Source organism: Brevundimonas sp. (assembly GCF_041648115.1).
GTDB lineage: Bacteria > Pseudomonadota > Alphaproteobacteria > Caulobacterales > Caulobacteraceae > Brevundimonas.
The window spans coordinates 12,277-28,098 of record NZ_JBAZPR010000022.1 but is presented as its reverse complement, the minus strand read 5'-3'; the positions used below and the strand labels follow the sequence as shown (position 1 = coordinate 28,098).

The 15,822-nt window shown below is 65.2% G+C and carries 14 protein-coding genes, 1 tRNA gene and 1 pseudogene; 10 read left to right on the top strand and 6 right to left on the bottom strand.

Annotated elements, in window-relative coordinates; all coding sequences use genetic code 11:
• Positions 1-139: 139 nt before the first annotated feature.
• A tRNA-Lys gene (locus WC597_RS16280) sits at positions 140-215 on the bottom strand.
• Positions 216-370: 155 nt separating this feature from the next.
• Here WC597_RS16280 and WC597_RS16275 point away from each other — a divergent pair.
• Both WC597_RS16275 and WC597_RS16270 read left to right on the top strand, forming a co-directional pair.
• Positions 371-1,783, top strand: coding sequence for an amino acid permease (locus WC597_RS16275; protein WP_372695013.1), 1,413 nt, complete (start codon positions 371-373; stop codon positions 1,781-1,783).
• On the top strand, positions 1,783-2,136 hold the full coding sequence (locus WC597_RS16270) for an Hpt domain-containing protein (RefSeq protein ID WP_372695011.1): 354 nt from the start codon (positions 1,783-1,785) through the stop codon (positions 2,134-2,136). The genes WC597_RS16275 and WC597_RS16270 overlap by 1 nt, the downstream gene beginning before the upstream one ends.
• Before the next feature lie 273 nt (positions 2,137-2,409).
• Here the strand turns inward: WC597_RS16270 and WC597_RS16265 are convergent, their stop codons facing one another.
• Positions 2,410-2,742 carry a chorismate mutase gene (locus WC597_RS16265; RefSeq protein ID WP_372695009.1) on the bottom strand — a complete coding sequence of 111 codons (333 nt, stop codon included), beginning with the start codon at positions 2,740-2,742 and terminating at the stop codon, positions 2,410-2,412.
• A gap of 50 nt (positions 2,743-2,792) precedes the next feature.
• The gene (locus tag WC597_RS16260; protein WP_372695007.1) at positions 2,793-3,623 is read right to left on the bottom strand and encodes a ferredoxin--NADP reductase; all 831 of its coding nucleotides are present in this window, start codon (positions 3,621-3,623) and stop codon (positions 2,793-2,795) included.
• Between the two features lie 109 nt (positions 3,624-3,732).
• On the opposite strand from WC597_RS16260, the gene WC597_RS16255 reads away from it, so the two are divergent.
• The 5 genes and pseudogenes from WC597_RS16255 to egtB all read left to right on the top strand — a co-directional run bounded on the left by WC597_RS16255 (position 3,733) and on the right by egtB (position 11,461).
• Positions 3,733-5,982 (top strand): DPP IV N-terminal domain-containing protein, encoded by a 2,250-nt coding sequence (locus tag WC597_RS16255; RefSeq protein ID WP_372695005.1) that lies wholly within the window; start codon positions 3,733-3,735, stop codon positions 5,980-5,982.
• Positions 5,916-7,434, top strand: a pseudogene (locus WC597_RS16250) (amidase). The gene WC597_RS16255 and the pseudogene WC597_RS16250 overlap by 67 nt, the downstream one beginning before the upstream one ends.
• A gap of 131 nt (positions 7,435-7,565) precedes the next feature.
• The gene (locus WC597_RS16245; RefSeq protein ID WP_372695003.1) at positions 7,566-7,871 is read left to right on the top strand and encodes an SCP2 sterol-binding domain-containing protein; all 306 of its coding nucleotides are present in this window, start codon (positions 7,566-7,568) and stop codon (positions 7,869-7,871) included.
• A gap of 105 nt (positions 7,872-7,976) precedes the next feature.
• Entirely contained in the window at positions 7,977-9,188 is a 1,212-nt protein-coding gene (locus WC597_RS16240) for an acyl-CoA dehydrogenase family protein (RefSeq protein ID WP_372695001.1), read from the top strand.
• A gap of 113 nt (positions 9,189-9,301) precedes the next feature.
• The gene (gene egtB, locus WC597_RS16235; protein WP_372694999.1) at positions 9,302-11,461 is read left to right on the top strand and encodes an ergothioneine biosynthesis protein EgtB; all 2,160 of its coding nucleotides are present in this window, start codon (positions 9,302-9,304) and stop codon (positions 11,459-11,461) included.
• A gap of 100 nt (positions 11,462-11,561) precedes the next feature.
• Here egtB and WC597_RS16230 read toward each other — a convergent pair whose 3' ends face one another.
• On the bottom strand, positions 11,562-11,783 hold the full coding sequence (locus WC597_RS16230) for a general stress protein (protein ID WP_159851068.1): 222 nt from the start codon (positions 11,781-11,783) through the stop codon (positions 11,562-11,564).
• Positions 11,784-11,899: 116 nt separating this feature from the next.
• Positions 11,900-12,061 carry a hypothetical protein gene (locus WC597_RS16225; RefSeq protein ID WP_372694997.1) on the bottom strand — a complete coding sequence of 54 codons (162 nt, stop codon included), beginning with the start codon at positions 12,059-12,061 and terminating at the stop codon, positions 11,900-11,902.
• A gap of 100 nt (positions 12,062-12,161) precedes the next feature.
• Here WC597_RS16225 and WC597_RS16220 point away from each other — a divergent pair, with 100 nt between their 5' ends.
• Positions 12,162-12,455 carry a hypothetical protein gene (locus WC597_RS16220; protein WP_372694995.1) on the top strand — a complete coding sequence of 98 codons (294 nt, stop codon included), beginning with the start codon at positions 12,162-12,164 and terminating at the stop codon, positions 12,453-12,455.
• Between the two features lie 14 nt (positions 12,456-12,469).
• On the opposite strand, the gene WC597_RS16215 is transcribed toward WC597_RS16220, so the two are convergent.
• Positions 12,470-13,171, bottom strand: a complete 702-nt coding sequence (locus WC597_RS16215; protein WP_372694993.1) for an MBL fold metallo-hydrolase — start codon at positions 13,169-13,171, stop codon at positions 12,470-12,472.
• Positions 13,172-13,362: 191 nt separating this feature from the next.
• Here WC597_RS16215 and tig point away from each other — a divergent pair, with 191 nt between their 5' ends.
• Together tig and WC597_RS16205 are read left to right on the top strand one after the other, a co-directional pair.
• Positions 13,363-14,709, top strand: coding sequence for a trigger factor (gene tig, locus WC597_RS16210; RefSeq protein WP_372694991.1), 1,347 nt, complete (start codon positions 13,363-13,365; stop codon positions 14,707-14,709).
• 103 nt (positions 14,710-14,812) lie between these two features.
• A complete protein-coding gene (locus WC597_RS16205; RefSeq protein WP_372694989.1) occupies positions 14,813-15,769 on the top strand; it encodes a hypothetical protein in 957 nt (318 codons plus the stop codon).
• The last annotated feature ends 53 nt before the right edge of the window (positions 15,770-15,822 follow it).

The following is a 15,822-nucleotide window of genomic DNA, read 5'->3' as shown; positions in this document are numbered from 1 at the left end:
CCCGAACCGGCGCCGATGACGAAGAGGTCGTAGTCGTAGTCGGCCATGGGTGGATTCCGTTCAGCAGAGGGCATCGGCATTTAAGCCGCGCTGCGCGAAATCCAAGAGGTTCAAGCTATTGGGAAACGAGGAAAGACGATGGTGGGTGATGTAGGGTTCGAACCTACGACCCGCTGATTAAGAGTCAGCTGCTCTACCAACTGAGCTAATCACCCGACCGATCGTCTGCGTCTTCGGGGGCCAGTGGCCTTGCCGAAGGGCGCTCCTACTACCCAGCGGTTCGGGGGTTGGCAAGCGCTTTCGCAAACTTTCTTCGGCGGGGTATGGTCCCCGTGGAATCAGCCGCGGCAAGCGGCGGGGAGCGAGCATCATGGCCTTCTGGAACCGGCGTCGATCGATCGATGTCATGATGGCGCCGCACGACGGACCGCGGCTGAAGCCGACGTTGAGCTGGCCGCATCTGCTGGCTCTGGGTGTCGGGGCCATCGTCGGCACCGGCATCCTGACGCTGATCGGCGTGGGGGCGGGTCTGGCGGGTCCGGCGGTGCTGATCAGCTTCGGTCTAGCGGGTATTGTGTGCGCCTGTGCGGCCCTAGCCTATGCCGAGCTGTCGACCATGATGCCGACGGCAGGCAGCGCCTATACCTATTCCTATGCCGTGCTGGGCGAGATGATCGCCTGGGTCGTGGGGTGGAGCCTGATCCTGGAATATTCGCTGGTGGTCTCGGCCGTGGCCGTGGGCTGGTCCGGCTATGCGGTCGGCTTTCTGAGCGGGCTGGGGATCGACCTGCCGCTGGCTCTGGTCGCCGGGCCGCATGCGGGGGGGATCATCAACCTGCCGGCGGTGGCCATCATCGGCGTGGTGACAGGCCTGCTGCTGCTGGGCACCAAGGAAAGCGCGACGCTGAACGCCGTGTTGGTGCTGATCAAGATCGCGGCGCTGGTGGTGTTCGTGGCCATCGCCCTGCCGGCCTTCAAGCCCGAGCATTTCACGCCCTTCATGCCCAACGGCTTCGGCGCGCCTTTCGTTCAGACGGGCGTGATGGCCGCGGCGGCGATCATCTTCTTCGCCTTCTATGGGTTCGACGCCATTTCGACGGCGGCGGAGGAGACCAAGATGCCCGAGCGCGACCTGGCCATCGGCATCGTCGGCTCCATGCTGATCTGCACGGCGCTGTATCTGGTCGTGGCGGCCGCCGCCATCGGCGCGCGACCGGTGGCGAGCTTCGCCGACAGCCCTGAGCCCCTGGCCCTGATTCTGCGCCAGATGGGGCAGGGGACGGCGGCCCAGTGGATCGCGGCGGCGGCGGTGATCGCGCTTCCGACCGTGCTGCTGGCCTTTTTGTTCGGCCAGAGCCGCATCTTCCTGGGCATGGCGCGCGACGGCCTGTTGCCGCGTCGTCTTGCCAAGGTGTCGAGCCGGGGCGTGCCGGCGGTGGTGACGGTGTTCACCGCCGTGGTGGTGGCGATCCTTGCTGGGCTGTTGCCGCTGGACGAGCTGGCGTCGCTGGCGAACGCCGGGACGCTGGCGGCGTTCTGCTCGGTTGGGGTGTGCCTGATCGTGCTGCGCATCCGCGAGCCGGGCCGCAAACGGGTGTTCAAGGCGCCGTTGTGGCCGTTGGTCGGCGCGGTCAGCGTGATCGGCTGCATCATCTTCTTCCTGAGCCTGAAGCCGGTGACGCAGATCGGGTTCCTGATCTGGAACGTGATTGGTGTGGCGATCTATCTGCTGTGGTCGTCCAAGAACTCGCGCCTGGCCAAGGGCGAGGAGACGGCGGCCTGATGGCGTTGCGCGATCTGACGGGCGCGGTCGATTTCGCCGTGCTGAACGGCATGACGGGCGGGGACGACGCCATTAACGAGGAAGTGCTCGGCCTGTTCGTGAACCAGGCCGGCCTGTGGTCGGTCATGCTGGACCCCAAGGCCGAGGGCTGGCGCGACGGGGTCCATACGATCCGGGGCGCGGCGGCGGGCATCGGCGCGCGAGACCTGGCGGCGATCTGCGCCGAGGCGGAAGCGGCGGACCAGACGCTGGCCGCGCCGGCGGTGGAGCGGGTACGCGATGCGCTGGAGGCGGCGCTGGCCGATGTCGCGGCCTATCGCCACGAACTGATGCTGCGAGGCCTCAGGGCCTGAGGCTGTCGAGGCGAAAGTTGGACTCGGAAAAACAGTCCAAGTGTCCAAGTGAGTCCAACTTCGGCCGCCGCCCGAAATTGCACTGCACTCCGAAAACGCGTGCAAAGTGCAAGAAAGTGCAATTTCGGCAGGCGGCGCGCAGCGATGTCAAAGACTGGCTCGCATTATAGGGGCTTCCGAAGAGGCGTCAGGTCGATTGACGCTGTTGCGACTCAAGCGCTTGAAATGAGGCCGAACTTCTCTCGCCGATAGGATGGCTGGCGTTAGCGCAGCCTAGCTGCGCGTCCGGTCGTAGGTCGCGAACTCGTGGGCGATGCAGCGGTCGATGAGCAGGCGCCAGACGGGTTCGGCGATGTCGGGCGAGAGGTTGTGGGCTTCGGCGGAGATCAGGACTTTGGCGACAACGTCGTCGATGCGGGCCTGGTCGAAGACGGCGTCGCGGTCGGGCTTGATGCGGGCGGCGGCGTCCATGTAGCGCTGACGCTCGGCCAGCAGGGCGACCAGGGCGCGGTCAAGGGCGTCGACGCCCTGGCGGACATCAGCCATCGACTGGCATTCGGCGGGATCGATGCGGGGATCGACGGCGACAAGAGCGGGCTTCGACATGGCGGTGGGGTTAGCGGGTCAGGCCGCGCAAGCCAAGCCGTCAGACTGTCTCAACCGACGAATGCGCGTTCCAGGACATAGTCGGCGGGTTCGGCGTTCGAGCCCTCCTTGAGGCCATAGGTCTCCAGCAGCTCGCCGGCTTCCTTGATCATGGCCATGGAGCCGCACAGCATGGCGCGGTCGCGGGCGGGATCGAAACCGTCGGGCAGGCCAAGGTCGCGGAAGAAGTCGCCGGACTTGATGCGGTCGGTGATGCGGCCCTTTTTCAGAAGACTGGGAGTCTCGAAATCCTCGCGGGTCACGGTGGGGTAGTAGGTCAGCTGGGCCTGCGCCTCTTCACCGATCAGAGGGTCGTCGTGGATCTCGCGGGTGAAGAAGTCGCGATAGGCCAGGTCGGCGACGCTGCGGACCGTGTGGATCACATAGACATGGCCGAAGCGGGAATAGGTGTCCGGGTCGCGCGCGACGCTGAGCCACGGCGCCAACCCCGTGCCGGTGCCGATCAGGAACAGGCGCTCGCCGCCAGTCAGGGCGTCCAGGACCAGGGTGCCGGTCGGCTTCTTGCCCATCAGGACGGTGTCGCCGGCGACAATCTTCTGCAGGCGCGAGGTCAGGGGGCCGTCGGCGACCTTGATGGAGAAGAACTCCAGCTCCTCGGCCCAGTTGGGGCTGGCGATGGAATAGGCGCGCAGGACGGGTTTGCCGCCGTCGGCACCCGGGAGGCCGATCATCACGAACTCGCCTGAGCGGAAGCGAAAATCGTCGGGCCGTTTCACGCCGAAGCTGAACAGGCTGTCGGTCCAGTGGCGGACCCACAGAACCTCAAGTTCGTTGAACGGGCTGGCCTTGACGGGAGCGGGGGAGAGGGCGGCGTCTGTCATCGTGCGGTCTCTCTAATCTGAGAACCCCTCGCAGGGAAGGAAAAGCCTTTCGTGCGGCGACCACTTTTCCTCGTGACGGCTTGCAGAAGCGCGGCTAGCGTCCCGGGCCATGCGCACAGTCCTTCTCGCCTCGACCATCCTTCTGTCGGCCGGTTCCGCACTCGCCCAGGAGACGCCCTCCAACATCCTGACGCCCGAACGGGTGTTTTCGAGCCCCAGCCTGAACGGGCCGGTGGCCAAGGGGGTCAGCCTGTCGCCCGACGGGCATCTGGTCGCTTTCCTGCGCTCGCGAGAGGATAATGTGGACGTTCAGGATCTGTGGGCGGCGCCCACCGGCGAGGGCGAACCCTACAAGCTGATCGACGCGCGGGCGCTGGTTCCCGACGCAGGCGAGTTGTCGGAGGCCGAGAAGGCGCGGCGCGAGCGGATGCGGATCAGCGCGCGCGGCGTGGTCGAATATTCGTGGGATCAGCAGGGTCGCTACATTCTGGCGCCGCTGGAAGGCGACATCTTCCTGGCCAATCGGGCCGACGGCAAGGTGCGCCGCCTGACCGAGACGCCCGCCGACGAGATCGACGCCAAGGTGTCGCCCAAGGGAAGCTACGTCTCCTATGTCCGCGATCAGAACCTGGTCGTCTATGATCTGGCGAGCGGCCGCGAGACGCCGATCACCGACGACGGCGCAGGCCTGATCACCTGGGCCACGGCCGAGTTCATCGCCCAGGAAGAGATGGATCGCGACACCGGATACTGGTGGAGCCCGGATGAACGCTACATCGCCATGACGCGGGTGGACGAAAGCCCGGTGGACATCGTGCCGCGCTTCGAGATCAGCGGCGGCGGCGCGACCATGGTCGAGCAGCGCTATCCTCGCGCGGGCCGGCCCAATGCGGTGGTCGAACTGTATGTGCGCGACCTGCAGGGCGGGGGACGGGTCAAGGTGGACCTGGGCGCCAACACCGACATCTATCTGGCGCGGGTGAATTGGTCCGGCGACGGCAAGACCCTGTACGTCCAGCGTCAGTCGCGCGATCAGAAGACGCTGGATCTGCTGAGCGTCGATCCGACCACCGGCGCGTCGCGGGTGATCCTGAGCCAGAAGGCGTCGGCCTGGGTCGACCTGAACGACGATTTCCGCGTGCTGTCGGACGGGCGGTTCATCTGGTCCAACGAGGACAGCGGCTGGCGGCACCTGTATCTGTACGACCGCAATGGGCGCCGGCTGCGGGCCATTACGCGCGGCGATTATCCGGTCAAACATCTGGACGGGGTCAACGAGCAGACGGGCGAGGTCTATTTCACCGCCTCGATGCGCGACGGCAAGGAACTGCCCATCGAGCAGCAGATGTTCCGGGCCAATCTGAACCGCACGGTCGATCCGGTGGCGGTGACGCCGGGCGGCGGCTGGTGGAGTGTGTCGGTCAACGGGCCGGCGACGGCCTATGTCGGCAACTATTCCGATCCGGCGACGCCGACCCAATCGGCCCTGTACCGGATCGACGGCACGCGCGTGCGCTGGATCGAGGAGAACAGGCTGGACGCCAGCCATCCGTTCGCGCCCTACGTCTCGCGGCTGCGTGCGCCCGAGTTTGGCACGATGCAGAGCCACGGCCAGACCCTGGTGTGGCGCATGACCACGCCGCCCGACTTCGATCCGGCCAAGACATATCCGGTGGTGATGCAGGTCTATGGCGGGCCGGGCACCGGGGCGGGCGTCCAAAAGAGCTGGCAGCCCCTGACCAACCAGTTGCTGACCGAGGCAGGCTACATCGTCTTCCGCGTGGACAATCGCGGCGAGGGCGACCGGTCCCAGGCGTTCGAGACCAGCATCTATCGCCGCCTGGGCATTCCAGCCGTCGAGGATCAGGCCCAGGCCGCGCAGTGGCTGAAGACCCTGCCGTACGTCGATCCCGACCATATAGCAGTCATGGGCTGGAGCTTCGGCGGTTTCCTCAGCCTGCTGACCTTGACGGACAAGGACGCCGGCTTGGCCTCGGCCCTGGCGGGCGCGGCGCCGACCGAGTGGAGCCTGTACGACACCCATTACACCGAACGGTACATGTCCACGCCGCAGGCCAATCCGGAAGGCTATGCCGCCACTGACGTCCTGCCGCGGCTCGACGATCTGACCGGGCGGCTGCTGATCCTGCACGGCATGGCCGACGACAATGTCATCTTCGGCAATGCGACCCGTGTCATTGATGCGCTGCAGGCCAAGAGCGTGCCCTTCGAGATGATGCTCTATCCCGGCCAGCGGCACGGCGTCCGCGGCGAACCGAGGCAACTGCAGCAATGGCGCACCTATCTCGACTTCCTGGACCGGACCATCGGCAAGCGGGCCGAGCCCAAGGCCGACTGATTCTGGCGGCTGCGGTTGCGCTGGCCCTTGCGGGTTGCGCGACCGGGCAGGGCGGCTATCCGTCCGCGTCCGCCGTGGTTGCGGCGGCGCGGTCGAACGACACCGCGCATGCGGTGCTGCGCTGGACGGACAACTCGCCCAGCCGGGGCGCGTCGGCGATTTCCGGCATGCCGATCCTGCTGAAGGACAATATCGAGACGGCGGACATGCCGACCACGGCCGGGTCGCTGGCCTTGGCGGACAATGCGCCGGGTCGCGACGCGCCTCTCGTCGCCCGTTTGAGGGCCGCCAGGGCGGTGATCGTCGGCAAGACCAATCTGTCGGAATGGGCCAATATTCGGGCGTCGGACTCGATCAGCGGCTGGAGCGCCGTCGGCGGGCAGACGCTGAACCCCTATGACCCCGCGCGCACGCCGTGCGGATCATCGTCAGGCAGCGGGGCGGCGGTGGCGCTGGGCCTGACGCCGGTCGCCATCGGCACGGAGACGGACGGGTCGATCACCTGCCCGGCATCGGTGAACGGCGTGGTCGGGTTCAAGCCGACGGTCGGCCTGGTGTCGCGGACCCATATCGTGCCGATCAGCCATTCCCAGGATACCGCCGGACCGATGGCGACGACGGTCCGGGATGCCGCGAGAGTGCTGACGGTCATCGCCGGGTCCGATCCGGCCGACCCCGCCACGGTCGAGGCCGACGCGCGAAAGGTGGACTATGCGGCCGGTTTGGACGCCGGTTCGCTTCGTGGCGCGCGGGTCGGGGTGATGCGGTTCCTGAAGGGCTATTCGCCGCAGACCCAAGCGGTGTTCGAACAGAATCTTCAGGCCCTGCGCGATGCAGGCGCCGTGCTGGTCGATCTGCCGGAGGGACCGGACGGTCGGGTGATCGGAGCGGCAGAGTTCAAGGTGCTGCTGTACGAACTGAAGCACGACCTGAACGCCTATCTGGCCTCGACCGACCCGGAGCAGGTCCGTACCCGCACTCTGGCCGACGTGATCGCTTTCAACGCCGCCGAGCCGCGCGAGACGGCGTTGTTTGGTCAGGACACTTTCGAGCGCGCTCAGGCGATGGGCGATCTGACGGCGGCTGATTACCTGGAGGCGCGCGACATCACTGCGGCTGGCGGGATCCGAGGGTATCGACCGGCTGATGCGCGATAATGCCCTGGTCGCCCTGGTCGCCCTGGTCGCCCTGGTCGCCCTGATCGCCCCGACGACTTCGCGCGCCTGGACCAATGATCCCAAGGATGAGGACGACATGGAGGGCTCGGCCAGCCAGTTGGCCGCCGTCGCCAGCTATCCGCATCTGACTGTGCCGATGGGCTTTGATCGGGGGATGCCGGTGGGCTTGAGCTTCCTGGGCGGGAAATGGGACGACGCACGCATCCTGTCGCTGGGTTACGCCTTCGAACAGGCGACGCAGGCACGCCGGCCTCCGCCGGTCGTTGGACGCTGAGCGGGCGAGGAAACGGCGGTTTCGGGATGGCGATCCGAAGAAGTGACGCGAGCTTTACCCGACGTGATCTTGGCGCCCTCGCCGATGCGGGCTAACCCGTAGTTCACAACGTCCTATAGGGAGACGCCCCAATGCCCGATCTCGCACAAGTCACCGAACACATCCGCGGCGCCGTCGGCGACAACTCCGGCCTCGGCAAAACCGTCAAGCTCGACCTGGGCGACCAGGGCAAGATCTTCATCGATGGCGCCTCGGTGCCGAACACGGTGACGAACGAAGACAAGCCCGCCGACGCCACCGTCTCCATGAAGTGGGATGACTTCATGGCCCTGTCGGAAGGCAAGTTGGACCCGATGATGGCCTTCATGCAGGGCAAGCTGAAGATCGCCGGCGACATGATGATCGCCCAGAAGCTGGCTCCGCTGCTGAAGCGCTGATGCCGGTCTGAACGACCAGTTATGGCGGCGCGGCTCCCGATCAGGGGCCGCGCCGTTTTCGTATCGAGCGCCCGGCAGAGGCGCGAACGGGAAGAGGATAACGCCATGGACTTCAGACATTCCGACCGCGCCCTGGACTGGCACGCCCGCGTGCGCCGCTTTCTGGACGAACAGGTCATCCCGCGCGAGGCCGAGTATTTCGCCCAGGTGCGCGAGGATTCGACGCGGCAACCACCGGTCATGGAAGCGATGAAGGCCGCAGCACGCGAGGCTGGGCTGTGGAACATGTTCCTGCCGGGGGAGCACGGCGCGCGCCTGACCAACCTCGACTATGCGCCGCTGGCTGAGATGATGGGCGCCCACCTGTGGTCGGCGGAGGTGTTCAACTGCAACGCCCCCGACACCGGGAATATGGAAGTCCTGCACATGTACGGCGACGCGGCCCAGCAGGACCGCTGGCTGACGCCGCTGATGGCGGGCGAGATCCGCTCGGCCTTCCTGATGACGGAGCCCGAGGTCGCCTCGTCCGACGCGACCAATATCCAGACCCGGATCGAGCGCGATGGTGACCACTATGTCATCAACGGGCGCAAATGGTGGTCCACCAACATGGGCCATCCGAACGTCGCCATGACCATCGTCATGGGCAAGACCGACTTTGACGCCGCCGCCCACGCCCAGCAGTCGCAGGTGATCGTGCCCGTCGACACGCCCGGCTTCCACATCGAGCGGATGCTGTCGGTGTTCGGCTATGACGAAAAGCCCATCGGTCATGCCGAGGTGGTGCTGGAGAACGTTCGCGTGCCGGTCGAGAACCTGATCGCCGGCGAGGGCCGGGGGTTCGAGATCGCGCAGGGGCGGCTCGGTCCGGGCCGCATCCACCATTGCATGCGGGTGATCGGCGCGGCGGAACGGGCGCTGGAGCTGATGGTCGTGCGGTTGCTGAACCGGACGGCGTTCAAGAAGCAGCTGGCCGAACATTCGATATGGGAACAGCGGGTCGCCGAGGCCCGCACCAATATCGAGATGTGCCGTCTGCTGGTGCTGAAGGCCGCCTGGATGATGGATCAGGCGGGGGCCAAGAACGCTCGGTCAGAGATCGCCCAGATCAAGGTCGCCGCGCCGAAGATGGCGCTGCAGATCATCGACGACGCCATCCAGGCGTTCGGCGGGGCCGGCGTGTCCGGCGATACGCCCTTGGCCGAGCTTTATGCCGGGGTGCGGACGTTGCGCATCGCCGACGGCCCGGACGAGGTTCACAATCGCACCATTGCGCGGTTGGAATATGCAAGACACGGCGGGCGTCCGGTGCGCTGAATACGGCCGGTTTATAAGCCCAAACCCTTGGGAACCCTGACCTTCGGCCGACGTTCGGTCTTCATGAACGACCAAACGCGCGGTCAGGGTCGTGGGGCGACGGAACGGCTGACATGAATGCTCGCTTCGAGCCCGATACGCGGGCGGCGTCCGATGTGGCGCGGTTCAGGGCCGTGCGGGCGGTCATGGCCGAACTGGCAAAGGGCCTGTCTGCCGAAGACTTGTCGGCCCAGTCGATGGTCGATTGCAGCCCTGGCAAATGGCACCTGGGTCACACCAGCTGGTTCTTCGAGGCGATGATCCTGTCGGCGGACCCGGAATACCGGCCCGTCGATCCGCGTTTCCAGCAGTTGTTCAACTCCTACTATGAGGCCTTGGGCGAGCGGGTGCCGCGCGACAAGCGCGGCCTGATGACCCGGCCGTCGGTGGACGAGGTGCTGGCCTACCGCCGCGAGATCGACCGGCGCATGGCCGCCTGGTTGGCGCAGGGGCCGTCGAGCGGGCAGCAGCGGTATCTGTTCGAACTGGGCCTGCATCACGACCAGCAGCATCAGGAGCTGTTCCTGATGGATATGCTGAACCTGATGTCGCGCTCGCCGCTGGACCCGGTAGCCTATGAGGTCGAGCCGCGCGGCGCGCCCGTTCAGGCGACGCGAGGCGGCGTGGTCACGTTCGAGGCCGGCCTGGTGTCGATCGGCCATGGCCGAGCAGGCTTCGCCTTCGACAATGAGGGGCCGTCGCACCGCGTCTGGCTGGAGCCGTTCGCCCTGGCCGCAGATCTGGTTACGAACGGCGACTGGATCAGGTTCATCAAGGACGCGGGCTACAGCCGGCCTGACCTGTGGCTGTCGGACGGCTGGGCGACGGTGAAGACCGAGGGCTGGACCGCGCCGTTGTACTGGCGTTGCGACGGCGGCGACTGGACGGTTATGAGCCTGACGGGGCGCAACCCCGTCGATAGCGCAGCGCCCGTGCGCCATGTCAGCTTCTATGAGGCCGACGCCTATGCGCGCTGGGCCGGCAAACGGTTGCCGTCCGAGGCGGAGTGGGAACATGCGGCGACGATCGCGCCCGAGGAGTTTTCGAACCTGTCGGGCGAGGTCTGGCAGTGGACGTCCAGCGCCTATGCGGCTTACCCCGGCTTTCAGCCGACGCCCGGCACGGCCGCCGAATACAACGGCAAGTTCATGGCCAATCAGATGGTGCTGCGCGGCGGCGCCTTCGCTACGCCGTCCGACCATGCCCGCGTGACGTATCGGAACTTCTACTACACCCAACAGAGGTGGGCCTTCATGGGTCTGAGACTAGCCGAAGACGCCCCGCAAAGGGCCGTCGCGCCGAAGGAGGATGCGCAGACCGCAGGATTCCGCCGCGACATGGTCGAGGGCCTGTCGCGCGACCAAAAGGCCGTCCCGCCCAAATGGTTCTATGACGCCGAAGGGTCGCGCCTGTTCGAAGAGATAACAGCCCTGCCGGAATACTATCCGACGCGGCAGGAGACGGCGCTGTTGCGTGAAAGCGCTGCGGCCCTGACCGCCGATTTCGGGCCGGACGCTGTGCTGGTGGAGTTTGGGTCCGGGGCTAGCGAGAAGACCCGTATCCTGCTGGACGCCGTGCCCAACCTGGGCGCCTATGTGCCGCTGGATATCAGCGAGACGGCGCTGCTGGACGCCGCGACCCGTATCCGCGCGGACTATCCGGGCCTGAAGGTTCAGCCGGTCTTGGGCGATTTCGAACATCTGGCGCCCTTACCGGACGACTTACCGCGCGGACGGCGCATCGGGTTCTTCCCCGGTTCGACCATCGGCAATCTGCATCCTGCCGAGGCCGAGCGCTTCCTGGCGGCGGCGCGACGGATGCTGGAGGAGGGGGCGCTGTTCATCCTTGGCGTCGATCTGGTCAAGGATCCAGCTATCCTGGTCGCCGCCTATGACGACAGCCAGGGCGTGACCGCCGCCTTCAATCGCAATCTGCTGGTTCGAGCCAATGCCGAGCTGGACGCCGATTTCGATCTGGACGCCTTCACGCACCGCGCGGTGTGGAATCCCGAGGCGTCACGGATGGAAATGCATCTGCAAGCCGTTACGCCGACGACGGCCCATATCGGTGATCAGACGTTCCGCTTCATGAGCGGCGAGACGATCCACACCGAGAGCTCGCGCAAGTTCACGCCCGATACCGTCGAGGCCATGGCGAAGGCGTCCGGCTGGTCGCTGATACGTATCGACGTGTCGCCAGAACCCAGCGTCGCCCTGGCTCTGCTTCGAGCCTGAGCCAGCTCGGGGCGTCGCATCGCGCGACGCCCCGACAACGCAAAGAAAAAGGGCGGCGCGTCGATTACGGGCCGCCCTTATTTTGTATCGCATCAGCGGATTATTCGCCGTCAGGCGTGTCCGCGTCTTTCTTGGTGCCGTGCGAGGCTTCTCCACCCTTACGGCCGGCCTGTGCGGCGAGGCTGCGATCCTGAGAGAAGCTTCGCTTTTCGCTGGGGACGCTGGCGCCCCCTTTGCGCGCGATTTCGCGCTGACGTTCGGGGTCCATGGAGGCGAAACCTCGCTTGGAAACGCCGGAGGGTCGTGTGGGCTGGCTGTCCATCGGGGTCCTTTCAGTGCTGCCGTTGCGCTTGCTGAAGTGAACCCTGTGACTCGGTGACGGTTCCGTTCGGAACCCTGTTTTACTGTCACACCCCTGAACGTCTTCGTGGTTTGACTTCAAGCCGCGTCGTAAGGACGGGAATCACCTTCATCGCCGCCGCCGGGTTCCATGGGCGGAACTTCGTCGGGCGTGTCGGACGGCTGGATTTCCGGTTGAGGCGTGGTCTCGGGCTGAATTTCCGGCTGGGGCGTGGTGGGCGTGGGTTCGATATAGGTCATGATGCTCTCTCCTTGCCCCGACCCAACGCGACCCCGCCATGGACGTTCAAAGGAACCACCGGTCGTCAGGTCGGTTTGTTGTGCGAACCCGGAGATCGATATGACCAACACCCCCATTACTTCGCCTTCATCCGATGACATCGTTCTGGACGATGACGATCTGACACAGCGTCTGGACCGCGAAGCCGACGCCATTCTTGCCGGTGGCGAACGCCGGACGTTCGGCGAAACCGCCTCCATCCGCCAGGCCGTGCGCGAAGACGTTGGCTTGGTTCGCGAAAAGATTTCGGGGCGAGTGCATCGTGTTCAGGAAGACATTCAGGACAACCCGATGAAGGCGACCCTGTATGCCTTGGGCATTGGCGTGATCATCGGCATGATCTTGCGCCGCTGATCCAGGCGAAATCTTCAGGCAGGCCCCGTCGGCTCACGCCGGATCGGGGCCTGTCGCATTGCGGCGTCCGAGACGAACGGATTGGTGCGCCGTTCCTCACCGAAGGTAGAGATCGGCCCATGACCCGGCACGAAGGTCACGTCGTCCCCTAGCGGCCACAGCTTTTCGAGCACCGAGCGGATCAGGGCCGGCGGATCGCTCATGGGGAAGTCGGTGCGGCCGACCGATCCCTTGAACAGCACGTCGCCGACCTGAGCGAATCTCGCCTCTCTATTGAAGAAGATGACGTGGCCGGGCGTGTGGCCGGGGCAGTGGCGTACCTCCCAGGTCGTTTCGCCCAGCGACACCGTGTCGCCGTCCTCAAGCCAGCGGTCGGGCGTGAAGGGGCGAGCGTCGGGCAGGCCGTACATTCTTCCGCTCTCGACGATCCGGTCGATCCAGAACTGGTCGGCCTTCTGTGGGCCGGTGATCTGGACACCAGTCTTCTCCTGCATCTCGGCCGCGCCGCCCGCATGGTCCAGATGGCCGTGGGTGATCCAGATCTGGTCCAGGGTCAGGCCACGCCGCGAAACTTCTCCCAGAATCGCATCGACGGAACCGCCCGGATCGATCACAGCGGCCTTGTTGGTGGCGGTGCACCAGACGGTCGTGCAGTTCTGCTGGAGCGGCGTGACAGGCGTGACGACGACGCCGATGGGGGAGGCGGGTTGGCTCATATCGTCAACATAACTATCCCTGAGCCGCGAAACCACCGGTCGCGACCACGCCCGCGTTGACCTTTGGGGCCCTTCTCGACATAAGGGCGGGCTTCGAGGCGCCGCTCCCAACGGGGCGGCCTTCTTGCTTTATCCATTCCGCGCCGGCCGTCCTAAAGGCCCATGCGCCACAGAGCGTCAGAATCTCCGCCATGCAAGTCGTCGAAAAGTCGAACGAAGGCCTCAGCCGCGTGATCGCGGTCACCATTCCCGTCGCGGAGCTGAACGAGAAGCTCGAAGCCCGCGTCAAGGAAGTCGCCCCGCAGGTGAAGCTGAAGGGCTTCCGTCCGGGCAAGGTGCCGGTCGCCCACGTCAAGAAGACCTTCGGCCGTGAGTTCATGGGCGAGATCATCAACGCCGAGCTGAACGAATCCAGCCAGAAGGCTCTGGACGAGGCCAAGGTCCGTCCGGCTGCGCCTGCCGAGATGAAGCTGACGTCCGACATGGACAAGGTCATCGCCGGTCAGGAAGACCTGTCCTACGAAATGGCCCTGGAAATCATGCCGGACTTCACGCCGGTCGATCCCAAGACCCTGAAGCTGGACCGCCCGACCTATGAAGCGTCGGACGCCGATCTGGACGAAGCCCTGACGGAGCTGGCCGGTCAGGCCAAGACCTACGAAGACAAGAAGGGCAAGACCGTCAAGGCCGCCGAAGGCGACCAACTGACGATCGACTTCCTGGGCAAGCTGGACGACGAGCCCTTCGAAGGCGGCGCCGCCGAAGATGCGGACCTGGTGATCGGCTCGGGCCGCTTCATCCCCGGCTTCGAAGAGCAGCTGACGGGCGCCAAGGTCGGTGAAGAAAAGACCATCGAGGTCACCTTCCCCGCCGACTATCAGGCCGCGCATCTGGCCGGCAAGCTGGCCACGTTCGACGTCAAGGTGAAGGCCATCAAGGCCGAGGCCGAAGCCAAGATCGACGAAGAGTTCGCCACCCGCATCGGTCTGGAATCGCTGGACAAGCTGAAGGAACTGCTGAGCCAGAACCTGAACCAGCAGTATGCCGGCGCCGCCCGCTTCAAGCTGAAGCGCGCCCTGCTGGACCAACTGGACGAAGCCCACGACTTCCCGCTGCCGCCGAAGATGGTGGATGCCGAGTTCGACGGCATCTGGCAACAGGTCGAGGCCGACAAGACCGCCGGCCGCCTGCCTGAAGAAGACGCCGCCAAGTCGGACGAGGACCTGAAGGCCGAATACCGCAAGATCGCCGAGCGCCGCGTCCGCCTGGGCCTGGTGCTGGCCGAGATCGGACGCGCCAACAACGTCCAGGTCACCGACCAGGAACTGAACGCCGCCATCCTGCAGGAAGCCCGCAACTATCCGGGCCAGGAGCAGGCCGTCCTGAACTTCTACCGCCAGAACCCCAACGCCGCCGCCCAGATGCGCGCCCCCATCTACGAAGAGAAGGTCGTCGACCTGATCGTGGGCGTCGCCGACGTGACCGACACGCCGATCACGAAGGAAGAGCTGCTGAAGGAAGACGAAGACGAGGGCTAAGCTACGGTGGGGACACTAGCTAACGCTCGGCAATTGCTGATAGTTGAAAGGGCCCGCTTTGCGGGCCCTTTTTGCATCTAGAGGTTGCCGGAGTTTCTGCGTCATGAGCCTTGTCATAGCCTTGGCTACCGCTGCCCTGCTGTCTGCAGCTCCTCAAACGGCGCAGCAGCCTGCGACGGGAGATGTCGCCCCGACAGATCTTGAGTCGATCATCGTCGAAGGGCGAAGAGTCGAAGAGGAAGCTCGGGCCTATATCCGCGAGGTTGGCGATCCGCCTCGGGGCACCTCACTTGCACGTTGGAACCGTCCTGTATGCGTCAGCATGACGAACATGCAGCCTCAATTTGCTCAATTCGTAATCGATAGGATCGCTACAAACGCCTTCGCCGCCGGGGCAGATGTCGGGGGCCAAGGTTGCAGGCCTAACGTCATCATCCTGGCGACGACCGATGGTCCGACGCTGGCCAAGAAACTCGTCGCAGAGGCAGGGCTGGGATTCCGTCCTGCGATCAACCACACCAATCTCAATCGCGACGCCTTGGCCGATTTCCAAAATTCCGACGCGCCTGTTCGGTGGTGGAACGTCGTCATGCCGGTCTCCATCGACAATGGCGCGGTAGCGATCGCGCTTCGCGGCGACACAATCCTGGGTGAGGACGGCGAGACGTTGAAGGCCGTAAGGGTACGCGACGCATCACGTATGCGCGCCAATATTCGCTACGACATGGCCTGGACCATCGTCATCATCGATATGAGCCGGACCGGCGGCGTGCCTCTTGGCGCGCTGGCAGACTATGCCTCGATGGTCTCGCTTGCTCAGATTGACGCCTCTGCAGACCTTGGCGATCAATCGACCGTGATGAACCTGTTCAAGGAACCCGCCGGGGTGGATGGTCTCAGCCAATGGGACAGAGACTATCTCTCCGCTCTGTATGCTGCACCGTCCAATCGTGCCGATGGCAGGCGTCAGGACAATGCGGTCGCTCGCACGCTCATTCAGCAGCGGCGTGTTCGAGAAGGTTTGGATCCCGCTCCGGCCGAGCTTGAAACGGGGGAGTAGGATTTCGATTGAGATCGTCGGGCCTGCCTTGCGTGAAGGGCCGGTGAACGCGA